This is a genomic window from Sulfitobacter sp. DSM 110093 (assembly GCF_022788715.1).
Taxonomy (GTDB): domain Bacteria; phylum Pseudomonadota; class Alphaproteobacteria; order Rhodobacterales; family Rhodobacteraceae; genus Sulfitobacter.
Genome location: NZ_CP085167.1, coordinates 1,251,656 through 1,267,685, shown reverse-complemented (window position 1 = coordinate 1,267,685; position 16,030 = coordinate 1,251,656). Strand labels below are relative to the sequence as shown.

General features: G+C 59.5%; 18 protein-coding genes. All 18 read right to left on the bottom strand.

What is annotated here, in order from left to right:
* Positions 1-11: 11 nt before the first annotated feature.
* Positions 12-1,574: an NADH-quinone oxidoreductase subunit M gene (locus DSM110093_RS06110; protein ID WP_243267153.1), complete on the bottom strand. Its 1,563-nt coding sequence runs from the start codon at positions 1,572-1,574 to the stop codon at positions 12-14.
* Positions 1,574-3,706: an NADH-quinone oxidoreductase subunit L gene (nuoL, locus tag DSM110093_RS06105; RefSeq protein ID WP_243267152.1), complete on the bottom strand. Its 2,133-nt coding sequence runs from the start codon at positions 3,704-3,706 to the stop codon at positions 1,574-1,576. Before nuoL ends, DSM110093_RS06110 begins: the two co-directional genes overlap by 1 nt.
* A 4-nt stretch (positions 3,707-3,710) precedes the next feature.
* Positions 3,711-4,016: an NADH-quinone oxidoreductase subunit NuoK gene (nuoK, locus tag DSM110093_RS06100; protein ID WP_007119508.1), complete on the bottom strand. Its 306-nt coding sequence runs from the start codon at positions 4,014-4,016 to the stop codon at positions 3,711-3,713.
* A 260-nt stretch (positions 4,017-4,276) separates the two neighbouring features.
* The gene (locus DSM110093_RS06095) at positions 4,277-4,879 is read right to left on the bottom strand and encodes an NADH-quinone oxidoreductase subunit J (RefSeq protein WP_093926558.1); all 603 of its coding nucleotides are present in this window, start codon (positions 4,877-4,879) and stop codon (positions 4,277-4,279) included.
* Positions 4,876-5,292 (bottom strand): carboxymuconolactone decarboxylase family protein, encoded by a 417-nt coding sequence (locus DSM110093_RS06090; RefSeq protein ID WP_243267151.1) that lies wholly within the window; start codon positions 5,290-5,292, stop codon positions 4,876-4,878. The genes DSM110093_RS06095 and DSM110093_RS06090 overlap by 4 nt, the downstream gene beginning before the upstream one ends.
* On the bottom strand, positions 5,289-5,783 hold the full coding sequence (nuoI, locus tag DSM110093_RS06085; RefSeq protein ID WP_067630640.1) for an NADH-quinone oxidoreductase subunit NuoI: 495 nt from the start codon (positions 5,781-5,783) through the stop codon (positions 5,289-5,291). The genes DSM110093_RS06090 and nuoI overlap by 4 nt, the downstream gene beginning before the upstream one ends.
* Position 5,784: 1 nt before the next feature.
* A complete protein-coding gene (nuoH, locus tag DSM110093_RS06080) occupies positions 5,785-6,825 on the bottom strand; it encodes an NADH-quinone oxidoreductase subunit NuoH (RefSeq protein WP_093926560.1) in 1,041 nt (346 codons plus the stop codon).
* Between the two features lie 6 nt (positions 6,826-6,831).
* Positions 6,832-7,206 carry a hypothetical protein gene (locus tag DSM110093_RS06075; protein ID WP_243267150.1) on the bottom strand — a complete coding sequence of 125 codons (375 nt, stop codon included), beginning with the start codon at positions 7,204-7,206 and terminating at the stop codon, positions 6,832-6,834.
* Between the two features lie 5 nt (positions 7,207-7,211).
* Positions 7,212-9,227 (bottom strand): NADH-quinone oxidoreductase subunit NuoG, encoded by a 2,016-nt coding sequence (nuoG, locus tag DSM110093_RS06070; RefSeq protein ID WP_243267149.1) that lies wholly within the window; start codon positions 9,225-9,227, stop codon positions 7,212-7,214.
* A 4-nt stretch (positions 9,228-9,231) separates the two neighbouring features.
* Positions 9,232-9,642: a DUF5333 domain-containing protein gene (locus tag DSM110093_RS06065; RefSeq protein ID WP_243262755.1), complete on the bottom strand. Its 411-nt coding sequence runs from the start codon at positions 9,640-9,642 to the stop codon at positions 9,232-9,234.
* Between the two features lie 120 nt (positions 9,643-9,762).
* Positions 9,763-10,089, bottom strand: coding sequence for a hypothetical protein (locus DSM110093_RS06060; protein ID WP_093926563.1), 327 nt, complete (start codon positions 10,087-10,089; stop codon positions 9,763-9,765).
* A gap of 138 nt (positions 10,090-10,227) precedes the next feature.
* A complete protein-coding gene (gene nuoF, locus DSM110093_RS06055; protein WP_243267148.1) occupies positions 10,228-11,523 on the bottom strand; it encodes an NADH-quinone oxidoreductase subunit NuoF in 1,296 nt (431 codons plus the stop codon).
* Positions 11,524-11,528: 5 nt separating this feature from the next.
* On the bottom strand, positions 11,529-11,762 hold the full coding sequence (locus DSM110093_RS06050; RefSeq protein ID WP_243267147.1) for a DUF5337 domain-containing protein: 234 nt from the start codon (positions 11,760-11,762) through the stop codon (positions 11,529-11,531).
* A gap of 16 nt (positions 11,763-11,778) precedes the next feature.
* On the bottom strand, positions 11,779-12,573 hold the full coding sequence (locus tag DSM110093_RS06045; protein ID WP_243267146.1) for an NADH:quinone oxidoreductase: 795 nt from the start codon (positions 12,571-12,573) through the stop codon (positions 11,779-11,781).
* Between the two features lie 92 nt (positions 12,574-12,665).
* Positions 12,666-13,817: an NADH-quinone oxidoreductase subunit E gene (locus DSM110093_RS06040; protein WP_243267145.1), complete on the bottom strand. Its 1,152-nt coding sequence runs from the start codon at positions 13,815-13,817 to the stop codon at positions 12,666-12,668.
* Positions 13,818-13,896: 79 nt separating this feature from the next.
* Positions 13,897-15,141 carry an NADH-quinone oxidoreductase subunit D gene (locus tag DSM110093_RS06035; protein WP_243267144.1) on the bottom strand — a complete coding sequence of 415 codons (1,245 nt, stop codon included), beginning with the start codon at positions 15,139-15,141 and terminating at the stop codon, positions 13,897-13,899.
* A complete protein-coding gene (locus DSM110093_RS06030) occupies positions 15,141-15,314 on the bottom strand; it encodes a hypothetical protein (RefSeq protein ID WP_007119492.1) in 174 nt (57 codons plus the stop codon). Before DSM110093_RS06030 ends, DSM110093_RS06035 begins: the two co-directional genes overlap by 1 nt.
* Positions 15,314-15,943, bottom strand: a complete 630-nt coding sequence (locus DSM110093_RS06025; protein WP_243267143.1) for an NADH-quinone oxidoreductase subunit C — start codon at positions 15,941-15,943, stop codon at positions 15,314-15,316. Before DSM110093_RS06025 ends, DSM110093_RS06030 begins: the two co-directional genes overlap by 1 nt.
* Between the last annotated feature and the right edge of the window lie 87 nt (positions 15,944-16,030).

Below are 16,030 nucleotides of genomic sequence, written 5' to 3'. Positions count from 1 at the left end.
CCAAGTCCTTCTTAATGCGAGGCATCGGCGGTCTGCACAGCGGTGTCAGCCGCCTCCAGCGCCATGTCGTAATTGTCAACGAGAGCAGCCACCGACGGCCCGATCATATCAAGCACCAGCGCCGGATAGACGCCCAAGATCAGGGTCATCGCCACCAGCGGTGCAATGATCCATTTCTCACGCGCGGTCATGTCGGTGATCGCCCTGAGGCTTTCTTTGATCAGGTCACCCATCACCACGCGGCGATAGAGCCACAGCGCATAGGCCGCCGAGAAGATCACACCCGTGGTCGCCACAGCAGCCACCCAAGTGTTCACTTGGAAGGTCGCCATCAGCGTCAGGAATTCCCCCACAAAACCGGATGTGCCCGGCAGACCCACGTTCGCCATGGTGAAGAACATAAAGACCAGCGCATAGGCAGGCATCCGGTTCACCAGACCACCATAGGCGTCGATGTCACGGGTGTGCATCCGGTCATAGATCACGCCAACGCTGAGGAAGAGCGCGCCGGAAATGAAACCGTGGCTGATCATCTGGAAAATTGCACCATCAACACCCTGCTGGTTCGCAGCAAAGATGCCCATCGTGACGAAACCCATGTGTGCGACCGAGGAATAAGCGATCAGCTTTTTCATGTCCTGCTGCACCAGCGCCACCAGCGAGGTGTAGACAATGGCAATCGCAGACATCCACAGGATCAGCGGGGTCATCACCTCTGACCCTACGGGGAACATCGGCAGGCTAAAGCGTAGGAAGCCGTAGCCGCCCATTTTCAGCAAGATCGCCGCCAGCACCACGGAACCCGCCGTCGGGGCCTGAACGTGCGCATCGGGCAGCCAAGTGTGGACCGGCCACATCGGCATCTTGACCGCGAAGCTGGCGAAGAAGGCCAGGAACATCAGCGTTTGCATGCCGCCGACGATCTGAATGCCCAGAAGCTCAAAGTTATCGGAGGCGAAGTTATGTGTCAGCAGGCTAACCTCGCAGCCGCCGATGCAGGTCGTGCCCGCCTCAGTAAACATCGCAACCATCGCCACCAGCATCAGCACCGAGCCGAGGAAGGTGTAAAGGAAGAACTTGAAGCTCGCGTAGATACGCTCTTTCCCGCCCCAGATGCCGATGATCAGGAACATCGGGATCAGACCCGCCTCAAAGAAGAGGTAAAAGAGCACCAGATCCAGCGCCATGAACACGCCGAGCATCAGCGTTTCCAAGAGCAGGAAGGCGATCATGTATTCCTTAACGCGATGCTCGACATTCCAGCTTGCCGCGATAACCAGCGGCATCATGAAGGTGGTCAGCATAACGAAAAGGATCGAAATCCCGTCGACGCCAAGGCGGTACTTCAGACCCAGAAGCCAGTCGGCCTCATCCACGAATTGGAAGTCGGTGTTGGACGGATCGAACTCGAACAGCACGAAAAGCGAGATCAGGAAGGTGACCGTCGTGGTGATGAAGGCCAACCATTTTGCATTCCGCCCGGCGGCGGCATCGTCACCGCGCAGGAACACCGCAAGGATCAACGCTGCGAAGGCCGGAATGAATGTGATGATTGAAAGCAGATGCGTATCCATCAGTTCGCTCCTCCGCTCATCGTCATCCATGTCACCAGAACGGCAATGCCGATCACCATGGCGAAGGCATAGGTGAAGATATAGCCCGTCTGTACCTTACCCGCGAGGCGGGTGAAGAAGGGGATGATGCCCATGGCGATGCCATTCAGCGTGCCATCGATCACATTGCCATCGCCGCGTTTCCACAGGAACCGGCCGATCGTTTTGGCGGGACGCACGAAAATCACGTCGTAAACCTCATCAAAGTACCATTTGTTTTTCAGAAACAGGTAAAGCGGGCGTTGGTTCGCCGCCAGCCGTCCGGGGACGGTTGGGCTCCAGATATAGAACCACAGGGCCATGACCAACCCGGCCAGCATCGCGATGAAAGGCGAGACCTTGACCCATGTCGGGGCAGCATGCGCGTCATCCAGCACATGGTTGTCGGGCGCAAAGTAAAGCGCCCCCTCGCCCGGCGCACCGCCAAAGGCTTCGTGATGCGCGCCCTCGTCTTGGTGGCCTTCGACCAGCGCCTCGGCTCCGTGGTCGCCGTCAACCGGGCCGGTGGCACCGTGGTCATCCTCGGCTCCTTCGACATGATCGTCGCCGCCTTCGGCCATTTCTGCCATCGGAATGCCGTAGAATTTGCCAACTTGATCGGCATGGCCAAAGAAGCTGCCGTACCAGACCATCCCGGCAAAGACCGAGCCGAGCGCCAGAACGCCAAGCGGGATCAGCATGACCATCGGGCTTTCATGCGCATGCTCATGCGTGTGCTTGTTGCCACGCGGCTTGCCAAAGAAGGTCAGGAAAATCAGGCGCCAGCTGTAGAAGCTCGTCATCGCCGCTGCGATCACCAGCATCCAGAAGCCATACATTGACCCACCGCCCCAAGCGCTCTCGATGATCGCGTCTTTCGACAGGAAGCCCGCGAAACCGATATGCGTCAGCGGGATGCCAACACCGGTGATCGCCAGCGTGCCGATCATCATCGCCCAGAAGGTGTAGGGGATCTTTTTACGCAGACCGCCGTAGTTGGTCATGTCTTGCTCGTGGTGCATCGCGTGAATGACCGAGCCCGCGCCCAAGAACAGCATCGCCTTAAAGAAAGCGTGGGTAAACAGATGGAACATCGCCGCCGAATACATGCCAACGCCAGCCGCCACGAACATATAGCCAAGCTGCGACATGGTCGAATAGGCGATCACACGTTTGATGTCGGTCTGCACAAGACCGATGGTCGCCGCGACAAAGGCGGTGGTGGCACCGATCACGGTGACGAATGCCATCGCTTCGGGTGCGAATTCCATCACCGGCGACATGCGGCAGACGAGGAAGACACCCGCAGTGACCATCGTCGCCGCGTGGATCAGAGCCGACACAGGTGTCGGACCTTCCATTGCGTCGGGCAGCCAAGTGTGCAGGAACAATTGCGCCGACTTACCCATCGCGCCGAGGAACAGTAGGAAGGCGATCAGGTTCGCCGCGTTCCAATCGTTCCACAGGAAAGTCACCGTCTGCTCGGCCAAGTCGGGCGCTGCGGCAAAGATATCATCAAAGCGGATCGAATCTGTCAGCATATAGAGGCCAAAGATGCCCAGCAGGAAAGCAAAGTCCCCCACCCGGTTGACGACAAAGGCTTTCATCGCGGCGGCATTGGCCGAAGGCTTGCGGAAGTAGAAACCGATCAGCAGGTAGGAGGCGACACCAACGCCCTCCCAACCGAAGAACATCTGCACGAGGTTGTCCGCTGTCACCAGCATCAACATCGCGAAGGTAAAGAACGACAGATAAGCGAAGAACCGGGGGCGATAGCTTTCGTTATCGCGGAAGTTCTCATCGTGCGCCATGTAGCCGAAAGAGTAGAGATGCACGAGGCTCGATACCGTGGTGATGACGATCAGCATCAGCGCGGTCAAACGGTCCATGCGGATCGCCCAATCGGTGCTGAGAGTGCCACTTTCGATAAAGCGCAGGATCTGGATTTGCTCGGTCGGGCCGTCCAGCGTTAGGAAAACCACCCAAGACAGGAAGGCGGCGAGGAACAAAAGCCCCGTGGCGACCCACTGGGCGGCCTTCTCACCGATGATTTTCCAGCCGAAACCGCAGAGGATGGCACCTACAAGCGGGGCGAATAGGATTGTGGTTTCCATTGCCTCAGCCCTTCATCACGTTGACATCTTCCACCGCGATCGAGCCACGGTTGCGGAAGAAACAGACCAGAATGGCGAGGCCGATGGCAGCCTCCGCCGCAGCGACGGTGAGCACGAAAAGTGTGAACACCTGCCCCGTCAAATCACCAAGGAAACTGGAGAAGGCAACGAGGTTGATGTTCACCGCGAGCAGCATCAATTCGATGCTCATCAGCAGGATGATCACGTTCTTGCGGTTCAGGAATAGCCCGAAGATGCCGATGACAAACAGCGTCGCCGCCACTGTCAGGTAATGCTCAAGTCCGATCATGTCGTCCCTTACGTTCCCGCCCTTTGATGGGCTTTGGTCGCGCCCCATTTGATGGGGCTTTTAGTATCACTTTGCCCCGGCTGCCACCGGGATTGCCGAAGCTTTAGCCGATAAAGCTGTAGCCGCCGAAAAACACGACGATCAACACCACGACCAGTACCACGATTGTTGTTCTCGACATTTCGACGTTCCTTTTCTCTTTGGTTCAGCCGTTTTCTTTCAAAGAAAACGGCCACGGAATTTTCAAAAAATCCCGGTGTTTACAGGCCCTGCCCCGACTTCACGTCGCGCAGCTCCATCGCTTTGGCCGGGTCGCGCATCATCTGGGCCACCACGTCTTGGCGTTTCACGTCCTTGCGATGCCGCAGTGTCAGCACGATTGCCCCGATCATCGCCACCAGCAGGATCAGACCCGCCAGTTGGAACAGGAGGAAGTAGCGATCATACAGCAGCAGGCCGAGGGCTTCGGTGTTGAAACGGGTGGGATCAATCGCATTGGCGCGCAGGCTCTCGGCCGCTTCGCTCTGCTCCCATGCGCCAAAAGCCATGACGAATTGCATCAAGATCACCAGCGCAATCAACAGCGCCAGCGGCATATAGCGCGCCATCTCGGCCTTAAGCTCGGCGAAGTCCACGTCGAGCATCATGACGACGAAGAGGAACAGCACCGCCACCGCGCCGACGTAGACGATGACCAGCAGCATCGCCACGAACTCCGCCCCCAGCAGCACGAAAAGCCCCGCCGCCGACAGGAACGACAGGATCAGCCAAAGCACCGAATGCACCGGGTTGCGGCTGATCACCGTAAACAGCCCGCCGGTGATGACGCTGATCGCGAAGAGGTAAAATGAAAAGACCGTCATGCGCCGTCTTCCTTCTTGGTATCTTTTTCATCGTCTAAGACCGATTGCGCCAGCTCCAAGGCCCGGGTCATCGCGGGAAGCCCAGCAAAAACCGACATCTGGCTGATCGTCTCGACGATATGTTGTTTCGTGGCTCCCGCCTCACGCGCGTGGCGCACGGTTTGGCGGAGGGCCATATCATTCTGCGCGCCCTGCATGGTCAACCCGGCGAGGGTCAGAAGCAGCCGCGTCCGCGCGTCCAGCCCGCCCTTGTTCACCGTGTCGCCGAACCAGAAGTCCATCATGTCCTTCGGCATGGTGCCCATCATCGCCTCGAACCCTTTGGGCGAAAAAGCATCCATCGCAGGAAAGGCTTTCGCCATTTCCTGCGCCTGCTTCATCATCGCATCAAAAGGGTTCTTGGGATCACTCATCGGTAAGGTGCGTCCATCTCAAGGTTGCGGGCAATCTCGGCTTCCCAGCGTTCGCCGTTGTCCAAAAGCTTGGCCTTGTCGTAATACAGCTCTTCGCGGGTCTCGGTCGAGAATTCGAAGTTCGGCCCTTCGACAATCGCGTCCACCGGACATGCTTCCTGACAGAAACCGCAGTAGATGCATTTGGTCATGTCGATGTCATAGCGCGTGGTGCGGCGGCTGCCGTCCTCACGTGCTTCGGCGTCGATGGTGATGGCCTGTGCGGGGCAGATCGCTTCGCACAATTTACACGCGATGCAACGCTCTTCGCCATTGGGATAACGGCGCAGCGCGTGTTCGCCGCGGAAACGGGGCGACAGAGGCCCCTTTTCATGCGGGTAGTTCAGCGTCGTTTTTGGCGCAAAGAAATAGCGCATCCCCAGCATGAACGCCTTGGCGTAATCTGCCAGCAGGAAATATTTCGCGGCGCGGGTGTAGTCAGTCGTCGCCATATCAGCCCCCTACGGTCCAGCGGGCGTAGATGCCCCAGAACCAATCGAATTTTGCAGCGAATGCCACGAAGACCACCCAGAACAGCGAGAACGGTAGGAAGACTTTCCAACCCAGCCGCATCAGCTGGTCATAGCGGTAGCGCGGCGTGATTGCCTTCACCATGGCGAACATGAAGAAGACCATCAGCATTTTGATGAACATCCAGAAGAAGCCATCGGGCAGGAACGGCACCGGCGACAGCCAGCCGCCGAAGAACATCAGCGACACCAGCGCGCACATCAGCACCACCGCCACCAACTCGCCGATCATAAAGAGCAGGAAGGGCGTGGAGGAATATTCCACCTGATAGCCCGCCACCAGTTCCGATTCCGCTTCCGGCAGGTCAAAGGGTGGGCGGTTGGTTTCCGCCAGCGCCGAGATGAAGAACAGGATCAGCATCGGGAAGTGCGGCAGGAAGTACCAGTTGAACAGCCCCCAGTCGCCGTCCTGTGCTGCCACGATGGACGAGAAGTTCATCGACCCGGTGGAGAGGATCACCCCGATGATGATCAGACCGATCGAGACTTCGTAAGAGATCATCTGCGCCGCGGAGCGCAGCGAGCCCAAAAAAGGATATTTCGAGTTCGACGCCCAACCGCCCATGATCACGCCGTAAACCTCGAGCGAGGAGACGGCGAAGACATAGAGGATCGCCACGTTGATGTCCGACAGGATCCAGCCTTCGTTAAAGGGGATCACCGCCCAAGCGATCATCGCCATGACAAAAGAAATCATCGGCGCAAGGAAAAAGACCCCCTTGTCTGCGCCTGCCGGGACCACCACTTCCTTAACGATATATTTAAGGAAGTCGGCAAAACTCTGAAGCAGGCCGAAGACGCCCACCACGTTGGGACCACGGCGCATCATCACGGCGGCCCAGATCTTACGGTCAGCATACATGAGGAAGGCCAGCGCCAGCAGCAACGGCACCACCAGCAGCAACACCTGCCCAACCGTCAGCAGGCCGATCCCCAGATAGGTGTTGTAAAAGAAATCAGCCATAAGTCCTCACACCGTCGGAATGCCGCGTTCCGCGCATTGAAACGCGGTCACTTCGGCATCAATTGTCTTCAAGCCTTTCGGCAGGCTCGGCGAGATTGTGTAAACAGCATCTGCCCGCCATATGCCACCCTCTTCGGTCACATTTGTCCGCACATGACGCGCAAAACCGTAGCCTCGGATCAGCGTGTATTGCGCTGCAGCACATTCGGCGTAATCCGACACGTCTTGGTTCGACAGCGCCTTGGTCATCGCCACGTTGAACTGCACCAAATCACCATCCAAAAGCTGGGTTTCCACCCCCTTGTAGTCGGGGATGAAATCCTCGGCCACTGGTACCTGCGGTTCGCAGGCCGCCAGCAGCATCAAGGGGGCCAGTGCCATTGTTCTCACTCCGCCGCCATCGGCTTGGCCCGGCGCGCGGCAGCCAAGGCCGATAGTTCCGCCATCAACTGGCTGGCCCGTGCGATCGGGTTGGAGAGATAGAAGTCGCGTACCGTCGGCGCGAAGGACGCATCACCCAGCTTACCAGCAGGCAGCGCGGCCCATTCGTTTTCCGGCACCTGATCCACATTCGCCAGATGCGGCACGGCCTCGGTCAACTTGCTGCGCAACTGCGCAATGGAATCATAACCCAATTGCGCGCCTAACTCAGCCGAGAGCGCTCGAAGAATCGCCCAGTTTTCTTTGGCCTGACCCGGGGCAAACCCGGCACGCTGCGCCAATTGCGGACGGCCTTCGGTGTTGACGAACAGACCCGGCTCTTCGGTATAGGCGGCACCCGGCAGGATGATGTCGGCGCGGTGTGCGCCGCGGTCGCCATGGCTGCCTTGATAGATCACGAAGGGCCCAGAACCGATTTCGACTTCGTCCGCGCCGAGGTTATAGATCACCTCCGCCGCGTTCACGTCGTCCATGCCGTTTTCAGCCGTGGCACCGATGTCCATCGCGCCGACACGCGACGCTGCGGTGTGCAGGACCATCAGCTTGCTCTTTGTCTTTTCGGCCAGTTCCATCGCTTTCGCCAGAACCGCAGCGCCATCCGCTTCGCGCAGGGCACCTTGGCCGACCACAACCACCGAAGGCTGCTCTAGCACTTCGTCGAAATCGCTGCCCATCAGTTTGTCGAGGGTTGCGCGGTCATTGCCCAGATGATGATGCGGGTACGTCAGATCAGCGACTTCGCCGATCAAGCCGACCTCTGCGCCATTGCTCCACGCCTTGCGGATGCGCGCGTTAAGCACTGGCGCTTCAACTGCTGGGTTACAGCCGATCAGTTGGATCATCTTGGCGTTATCAAGGTCTTCGATCCGCGCGTTGCCGACATAGCCGAAGCGATTGCCTGCAGGCAGCTTCGCCCCATCGGTGCGGCATTCGACGACACCGCCCTGCCCTTCGATCAGTTCTTTCAGCGCAAACGCCGCTTCGACCGAGGACAGATCACCGACGAGACCGGCAAGCTTCTTGCCCTTCATCGCGGCAGCGGCGGCATTCAGCGCCTCGGGCCAGCTCGCTTTGCGCAGCTTGCCGTTCTCTCGGATGTAGGGTGTGTCCAGGCGCTGGCGGCGCAGACCGTCCCAGACAAAACGGGTTTTGTCGGAAATCCACTCTTCGTTCACGCCATCATGGTTGCGCGGCAAAAAGCGCATGACTTCGCGGCCCTTGGTATCGACCCGAATGTTCGAGCCAAGCGCATCCATCACATCGATGCTCTCGGTCTTGCTGAGTTCCCAAGGCCGCGCGGTGAAGGCGTAGGGCTTGCTCACCAGCGCGCCGACAGGGCACAGATCGATGATGTTGCCCGACAGGTTGCTGTCGATCAGTGAGCCAAGATAGGTCGTGATCTCGGCATCCTCGCCACGGCCGGTCTGGCCCATGACATGCTGTCCCGCGACCTCGGTCGTGAAACGCACGCAGCGGGTGCAAGAAATGCAGCGGGTCATGTGAGTCTCGACCAGCGGGCCGAGATCGAGGTCTTCGGTCGCCCGCTTTGGCTCGCGGTAGCGCGAGAAATCGACGCCGTAGGCCATCGCCTGATCCTGAAGATCACACTCACCGCCCTGATCGCAGATCGGGCAATCCAGCGGGTGGTTGATTAGCAAGAACTCCATCACCCCTTCGCGGGCCTTTTTGACCATCGGCGAGTTGGTTTTCACGACCGGCGGCTGGCCCTCGGGGCCGGGGCGCAGGTCGCGCACCTGCATGGCGCAAGAGGCGGCGGGCTTGGGCGGCCCGCCGACGACTTCCACAAGACACATCCGGCAGTTACCGGCGATCGACAGACGTTCGTGGTAACAGAAACGCGGCACCTCGACGCCGACCTGCTCGCAGGCCTGAATGAGCGTCATCGCCCCTTCGACTTCGACTTCTTTACCGTCGATGATGATCTTGCGGATATCGCTCATAAGCTCACTTTGCCTTCAGTAACGAACCGATCCGGCTCGATTTTTGAATCTCTTCGCGTCCAAGCGCACAATAGCTTTGCGGGTCCGAAGTATCGACCCCCTTCGCCTTGAAAAACGCGGCCCCGCGCGCTTTCATCCGTGCTTTTTCGGCGTCACTATCGATATAGGCGTCGATCTCGGCGTCGGAGTAACCCAGATCGCCTGCCTTGCCCTTCAAGTCCCATGCCATCTTGATCGCGCGCAGCATCCGTGCGCTGATGTCGGGGCAGTTTTTGCGGATGATGTCGGCCACGCCAATATCCAACAGCGCGTCATCAATCGCGGCCACGTCACGCAATGGCGGTTTGGCGGCGACCGGTGTCACGGTGGCGGCGGTCAGGCTCAGGCCCATCACGGCGATCATCAGGGTGCGCATATCAATTCTCCTTCATGCAGCGGGCCGGAACGGCCCGTCTGACAGATGGAGTTCGGGGTGCGTGATATTCAATATCACCGCCCTTACAGGCCGTGGCCCCGCGATATGTTGCCGACGCGATCACTGTGGGCAGCGGCCCTGAAAGGTTACCGCACCACCATCAAGCCGCAGCGTGCCTGTCGGCGCGTCGGGGCCAAAGGTCCATTCGATGTCCGAGTTGCCGTAGTTGCCGACGCAGTATTTCACCGCCTCATAACGTGCCGCCGCGCGGGCACCGTCAATTGACTTGCCGGCATCTTTCACGGTCACTTGAAACACATCGCGCTGGCCATCAACCTTGCGCAGTTTGGTGCTGAAATAGTGACCGTCAAAAGCCACACGCTCACCATCATTGGCACAGCCCGCCAGCAGGGCGCTCACCGTCAAAAGCGTCAAAGCATATTTCATAGACCTACTCCGCTGCGCCCCGCGCCCGGCCCTGCCGAACGCTTCGCGCCTGTTATGGAACGGACGCGTCAAACGCGCGCCCGCTATCGCCCCTACTGAGCCAAGCGTCAAGCCACCGGCCCGGCGCATTGCACAGTTTTACTCCGCCGCGACCGCGCTGACACGGCCTGTGCGCTTGTGTTTGATCCGGTCTTCGATCTCATCCCGGAAATGGCGGATCAGACCTTGGATCGGCCAGGCCGCCGCATCGCCGAGCGCGCAGATCGTGTGGCCTTCGACCTGTTTGGTCACGTCGAGCAGCATGTCGATCTCTTCGGGCTCTGCATCGCCCGAGACCAGACGGTCCATCACGCGCATCATCCAACCGGTGCCTTCGCGGCAGGGGGTGCACTGGCCGCAGCTTTCGTGTTTGTAGAACTTCGACAAACGCCAGATCGCTTTGATCACGTCGGTCGAATTGTCCATCACGATCACCGCTGCCGTGCCGAGGCCGGAGCGTTGTTCGCGCAGATAATCAAAATCCATGATCGCGTCGCGCATGTCTTTGCCGGGGATCAGCGGTACCGAAGACCCACCGGGGATAACGGCCTTGAGGTTCTCCCAACCGCCGCGAATGCCGCCGCAGTGTTTTTCGATCAGCTCTTCAAAACCGATGCTCATCGCTTCTTCGACAACGCAAGGGTTATTGACGTGGCCCGAGATCGCGAACAGCTTGGTGCCCGCGTTGTTGGCGCGGCCAAAGCCTGCGAACCACTCCGGCCCGCGCCGCAGAATGGTCGGCACCACGGCGATGGATTCGACGTTGTTCACGGTCGTCGGGCAGCCATAAAGACCCGCGCCCGCCGGGAACGGCGGCTTCATGCGCGGCATGCCCTTTTTGCCTTCGAGGCTTTCCAGAAGGGCTGTTTCCTCACCACAGATATAGGCACCCGCACCGTGGTGCAGATAGATATCGAAGTCCCAGCCGGATTTAGAGGCGTTCTTGCCCACCAGACCAGCCTCATAGGCTTCATCAATCGCAGTCTGCAGCGCTTCACGCTCACGGATATATTCGCCGCGCAGGTAGATATAGCAGGCGTGCGCATTCATCGCGAAAGACGCGATCAGACAACCTTCGATCAGCGTATGCGGATCGTGGCGCATGATCTCGCGGTCTTTGCAGGTGCCCGGCTCGGATTCGTCGGCGTTGACCACCAGATAGGCCGGGCGGCCATCGCTTTCCTTGGGCATGAAGGACCATTTCAGACCCGTCGGGAAGCCCGCACCGCCCCGGCCGCGCAGGCCAGACGCCTTCATCTGATCCACGATCCAGTCGCGGCCCTTTTGAATGATCCCGGCCGTGCCATCCCAATGACCGCGCGACTGCGCGCCTTTCAGGGTGCGGTCATGCATGCCGTAGATATTGGTAAAAATGCGGTCTTTGTCCTGAAGCATGATGCCTACCTTTGGTTCTCACGGCTGGCCCGGCGGGCCTGCCACATTTGATATATCACGACCATCGCCCAGAAAAGCGCGGCCAGCGCAGCAAAATCGAAGAGCAGCGCATAACGCCCCGGCAGGCCAAGCGCCGGGCCAGCCCATTGTATGGTCAGCCACAGGCACATGGTCACGGCAATGACCAGCCCTGCGGTGCGGCCCTTGCGGGCAAGCGCTCTGTCTTCGGCTTCGCTCATGTCTCTCGTCGCTCCGTCAAACCTTGGCCTTGCCATCGTTGGCAAGTGCTTTGGCCTGACCGATCCAATCATCACGTTGAATGCGGCCCTTGAACCGCAGACGGGCGTCAACCCATTCGATTTCATCACCCTGAAGCGCGGCAAGCTGATCAAAGTGGTAGATGCCCAGTTCATTCAGGGTCTGTTCCAACTTTGGCCCAATGCCACCAATACGCTTAAGGTCGTCCGCCCCATCGGCGCGTGGCGCGTCCAGCAGCGCAGGCTTGCCATCAGCAGAGGTTTCAACCGGGCCTGCCACGGGCGCGGCAGTTGACGTGGACGTGGCTTCCGGTACAACCGCTGCTTCGGGGGTTTCCACAGCTGCTGGCGCTTCATCTGCCTTTTCAACCTGTTCCGGCGCGGCCTCAACCGCGGCGGTATCGGCAACCGGCGCGCTAGGCGTCTCTTGGGCCGTTTCGGCTTCAGGCTCAACAGGTGCGCTTGCCTTGCGTGCGGCACCAATTCCCGCATCCCCCGCCGGGACATTGCCAACAGCTGACGAAACGCTGCCCGATGCGGTGGGCGCCGCTGCGACAGATGCGGCCGCCGCACTACGCGTGTTGTCTTGGGGCGCAGCTGCGGGGACGTCTTTGCACAGCAATGTCATCGCAAGATAACCTACGATCACCGCCACCAGCACACCGGCCAGAATGGACATCAACAGCCCCCAGATGCCGAAGGCCAACAACAAGAATGCCACCAGCAAACCGACACCAGCAGCCAGCCACCAGCAACGCTTGGAGCAGGCCTCTCGTTCAGAAATATCCGTCATGACTGTCCTTCTCTCCCTTGATGCGGGCGATGCGGCTTATGGCTCTGCGGGGTGGTGTGGGTGCCGTCCTTGGCCCGTTGTTAATCTCCGTTTTATTCTTCTGCGAGGCGCGCGGCCTGCTCTACCCAGTTGTCGCGGCTGACGCGGCCTTTGAACCCTTCGAGGTTCTGGTCGACCCAAGCGACCTCCTCGGGGCCCCATTGGGCGATCTGGTCAAAGTGGTAAAAGCCCATGCCGTTGAGCATCTGCTCCAGCTTCGGACCGACGCCTTTGATCTTTTTCAGATCATCCGCCCCGCCCTCACGCGGGCCGCCCAACTGGCTTGGCTTAGTGCCGGGTGTGGCGGGCGCGCTGGTCTCGGCTTTGGCAGCATCAGCGGTTTCACCTTCCGGGTCCCGCTTAGAGCGCGGCTTGCTCTTCGAAGTGGCCTCTGCCTCCTGCTCGGTCACGCCGGTCTTGTCGGCGCTCTCGCCTTCTGCTGGACGCGGCTCTTCGGCTTCGACCTCTTCCACAGTTTCTGGTTTTGGTGCCTCGGGCTGGTTCCGCCACGGGGTCAGCAGCGCCACTTCCGTGCCGTCGATACGCTTCACCGTATCACCGATGTCCACCGCAGCCTGCGCGCTGGCATTGTACTGCGTGCGCCCGCTTTCGTGGTCCGTGAGGCTGGTCAACCCGCCCAAAGGCTCTGACGCATAGCGCCCGTTCTGCGGGCCGGGCACCGGCACGCGCCCGTCGCTCAACTCATCAAGGATTTCGTTCAGCCGCGCGGTGGTCAGGTCTTCGTAATAGTCCTTGCCGATCTGAGCCATGGGCGCGTTGGAGCACGCGCCAAGGCATTCGACTTCTTCCCACGAAAAACGCCCATCCGCTGACAACTCATGCGGTTTGTTGGCGATACGCTCTTTGCAGACAGCGACCAAATCTTCGGCCCCGCAGATCATGCAGGACGTGGTGCCGCAAACTTGGATATGGGCCACGGAACCAACGGGTTGCAGCTGAAACATGAAGTAGAACGTCGCCACTTCCAGCCCGCGGATATAGGCCATGCCCAGCATTTCCGAGACATGTTCAATCGCCGCACGGGTCAGCCAACCCTCTTGCTCCTGCGCGCGCCACAGCAGTGGAATGATCGCGCTGGCCTGACGGCCCTCGGGGTATTTGGTGATCTGCGCTTCGGCCCATTCTTGGTTGGCGGGCGTGAAGGCAAAACTGTCGGGCTGGTCAGGGTGTAGACGGCGGAGCATTAGTTCGAACCTATGGTCAGGCGGAGGCCAATGATGCCCCCGGCGTAAATTTCTTCAAAACGGAGCGAGACGACCGGCATCACCGGTCAATCTCTCCAAAGACGACGTCCATCGTACCGATGATCGCGGCCACGTCGGCAAGTTGGTGACCGCTGGCCACATGGTCCATCGCCTGCAAGTGCAAGAAACCGGGCGCACGGATTTTGGAGCGGTAAGGTTTGTTGGAGCCATCGGCCACGAGGTAAACGCCAAACTCGCCCTTCGGCGCTTCGACCGCACAATACACTTCGCCCTCGGGCACGTGGAAACCTTCGGTGTAAAGCTTGAAGTGGTGGATCAGGCTTTCCATGTCGGTCTTCATCGCGGTGCGCGACGGCGGGGTGATCTTGCCACGGGCGAGGATGTCGCCCTGCCCTTCGGGGGCGCGCAATTTCTCAATCGCCTGCTGGATGATGTAGGTCGACTGGCGCATCTCTTCCATGCGGCAGAGGTAACGGTCAAAGCAGTCGCCATTCTTGCCCACGGGGATTTGGAAGTCGAATTCGTCATAGCATTCATAGGGTTGCGAACGCCGCAGATCCCAAGCCAACCCGGAACCGCGCACCATGACACCGCTGAAACCGTAATCGAGAATTTCCTGCTCGGATATGATGCCGATGTCGACGTTTCGCTGCTTAAAGATCCGGTTCTCGGTCAGCAGTTCGTCAATATCGACCATGAATTTGGTCAGGAATTGCGCGCACCATGTTTCGATATCGTCCAGCAGCGCTGGCGGCAGGTCTTGGTGTACACCGCCGGGGCGGAAATAGGCCGCGTGCAGGCGTGCACCACAGGCCCGCTCGTAAAAGATCATCAGGCTTTCACGCTCTTCAAAACCCCAAAGCGGCGGCGTCAGGGCGCCGACGTCAAGCGCCTGTGTGGTGATGTTCAATAGGTGGTTCAGGATGCGGCCAATTTCGCAGAACAGCACACGGATCAGCGAGGCGCGGCGGGGCACAACGGTGCCGGTCAGCTTTTCAATCGCCAGACACCAAGCGTGCTCTTGGTTCATCGGTGCCACGTAATCCAACCGGTCGAAATACGGCAGGTTTTGCAGGTAAGTGCGGCTTTCCATCAGCTTTTCGGTGCCACGGTGCAGCAGGCCGATATGCGGATCGCACCGTTCTACCACCTCGCCGTCAAGCTCAAGCACCAGACGCAAAACACCGTGCGCGGCAGGGTGTTGCGGGCCGAAGTTGATGTTGAAGTTGCGGATCTTCTGCTCGCCGGACTCAAAGTCGGTCGACCCGTCGTCAAAGGCTTTTGTGCGAATGTCGCCGTCCATTACCGTTTCTCCAGTTCTTGCAGCTTCATGCCCATCCACCACAGCAGGGCAATCGTGCCCAGCGGGATCAGGCAGGCCGCCGCCCAGTATTTGTTAATGCCAAAGAACGGCAGCAGCTTGACCATCGGGATGGCCGTCAGCGCCGAGAGGATCAGCCAGCCCATCCCGCCCATTACTTCGCGTCCTTGCTCACATGACCGTCAGGCGCCGACTTGTCATCGCCGGGCAGGATGTAATCGGCCCCTTCCCAAGGCGACATGAAATCGAACTGGCGGTATTCCTGCACAAGGCTCACCGGTTCATAGACCACGCGCTTGGCGGCTTCGTCATAGCGCACTTCGGTATAGCCCGTCGTCGGGAAGTCCTTGCGCAGCGGGTGGCCGCGGAAACCATAGTCGGTCAGGATGCGGCGCAGGTCTGGGTGGCCGGAAAACAGGATGCCGAACATGTCGAAGACTTCACGCTCGAACCAATCGGCACTGGGGTGCACACCGGTGATCGACGGCACCATATCCTTTTCACGCGCGGTGGCACGCAGGCGGATGCGGTGGTTTTGGTACATCGACAGGAAGTGGTACACCACGTCGAACCGTTTCGCACGGCCGGGATAATCCACCGCCGTAATGTCGACCAAGGTCGAGAAACGGCAGGTCGGGTCGCCCTTAAGGAACTCAACAAGGCCCGCGATATTCGCCAGTGCCACGGACATGTTCAACTCACCCTTGGTGACATCCCATCCCAGCACACAATCGGGCCGCTTGGCTTCGATATAGGCCCCAAGTTCCTGCAGTTGTTCGCTCATCGCAAATCTTCCTTCCACGCGCCGATCAACGCCATCTCACTGTCCCGCGCCTTTGGCGCTACGTCCTTTTGGCCTGCCCCGATCCGG

Excerpts from the sequence above, each read along its gene's own strand:
- DSM110093_RS06110 (WP_243267153.1), bottom strand. The coding sequence starts at position 1,574 with ATGGATACGCATCTGCTTTCAATCATCACATTCATTCCGGCCTTCGCA.
- nuoL (WP_243267152.1), bottom strand. The coding sequence starts at position 3,706 with ATGGAAACCACAATCCTATTCGCCCCGCTTGTAGGTGCCATCCTCTGC.
- nuoK (WP_007119508.1), bottom strand. The coding sequence starts at position 4,016 with ATGATCGGACTTGAGCATTACCTGACAGTGGCGGCGACGCTGTTTGTC.
- DSM110093_RS06095 (WP_093926558.1), bottom strand. The coding sequence starts at position 4,879 with ATGACGGTCTTTTCATTTTACCTCTTCGCGATCAGCGTCATCACCGGC.
- DSM110093_RS06090 (WP_243267151.1), bottom strand. The coding sequence starts at position 5,292 with ATGAGTGATCCCAAGAACCCTTTTGATGCGATGATGAAGCAGGCGCAG.
- nuoI (WP_067630640.1), bottom strand. The coding sequence starts at position 5,783 with ATGGCGACGACTGACTACACCCGCGCCGCGAAATATTTCCTGCTGGCA.
- nuoH (WP_093926560.1), bottom strand. The coding sequence starts at position 6,825 with ATGGCTGATTTCTTTTACAACACCTATCTGGGGATCGGCCTGCTGACG.
- DSM110093_RS06075 (WP_243267150.1), bottom strand. The coding sequence starts at position 7,206 with ATGGCACTGGCCCCCTTGATGCTGCTGGCGGCCTGCGAACCGCAGGTA.
- nuoG (WP_243267149.1), bottom strand. The coding sequence starts at position 9,227 with ATGAGCGATATCCGCAAGATCATCATCGACGGTAAAGAAGTCGAAGTC.
- DSM110093_RS06065 (WP_243262755.1), bottom strand. The coding sequence starts at position 9,642 with ATGCGCACCCTGATGATCGCCGTGATGGGCCTGAGCCTGACCGCCGCC.
- DSM110093_RS06060 (WP_093926563.1), bottom strand. The coding sequence starts at position 10,089 with ATGAAATATGCTTTGACGCTTTTGACGGTGAGCGCCCTGCTGGCGGGC.
- nuoF (WP_243267148.1), bottom strand. The coding sequence starts at position 11,523 with ATGCTTCAGGACAAAGACCGCATTTTTACCAATATCTACGGCATGCAT.
- DSM110093_RS06050 (WP_243267147.1), bottom strand. The coding sequence starts at position 11,762 with ATGAGCGAAGCCGAAGACAGAGCGCTTGCCCGCAAGGGCCGCACCGCA.
- DSM110093_RS06045 (WP_243267146.1), bottom strand. The coding sequence starts at position 12,573 with ATGACGGATATTTCTGAACGAGAGGCCTGCTCCAAGCGTTGCTGGTGG.
- DSM110093_RS06040 (WP_243267145.1), bottom strand. The coding sequence starts at position 13,817 with ATGCTCCGCCGTCTACACCCTGACCAGCCCGACAGTTTTGCCTTCACG.
- DSM110093_RS06035 (WP_243267144.1), bottom strand. The coding sequence starts at position 15,141 with ATGGACGGCGACATTCGCACAAAAGCCTTTGACGACGGGTCGACCGAC.
- DSM110093_RS06030 (WP_007119492.1), bottom strand. The coding sequence starts at position 15,314 with ATGGGCGGGATGGGCTGGCTGATCCTCTCGGCGCTGACGGCCATCCCG.
- DSM110093_RS06025 (WP_243267143.1), bottom strand. The coding sequence starts at position 15,943 with ATGAGCGAACAACTGCAGGAACTTGGGGCCTATATCGAAGCCAAGCGG.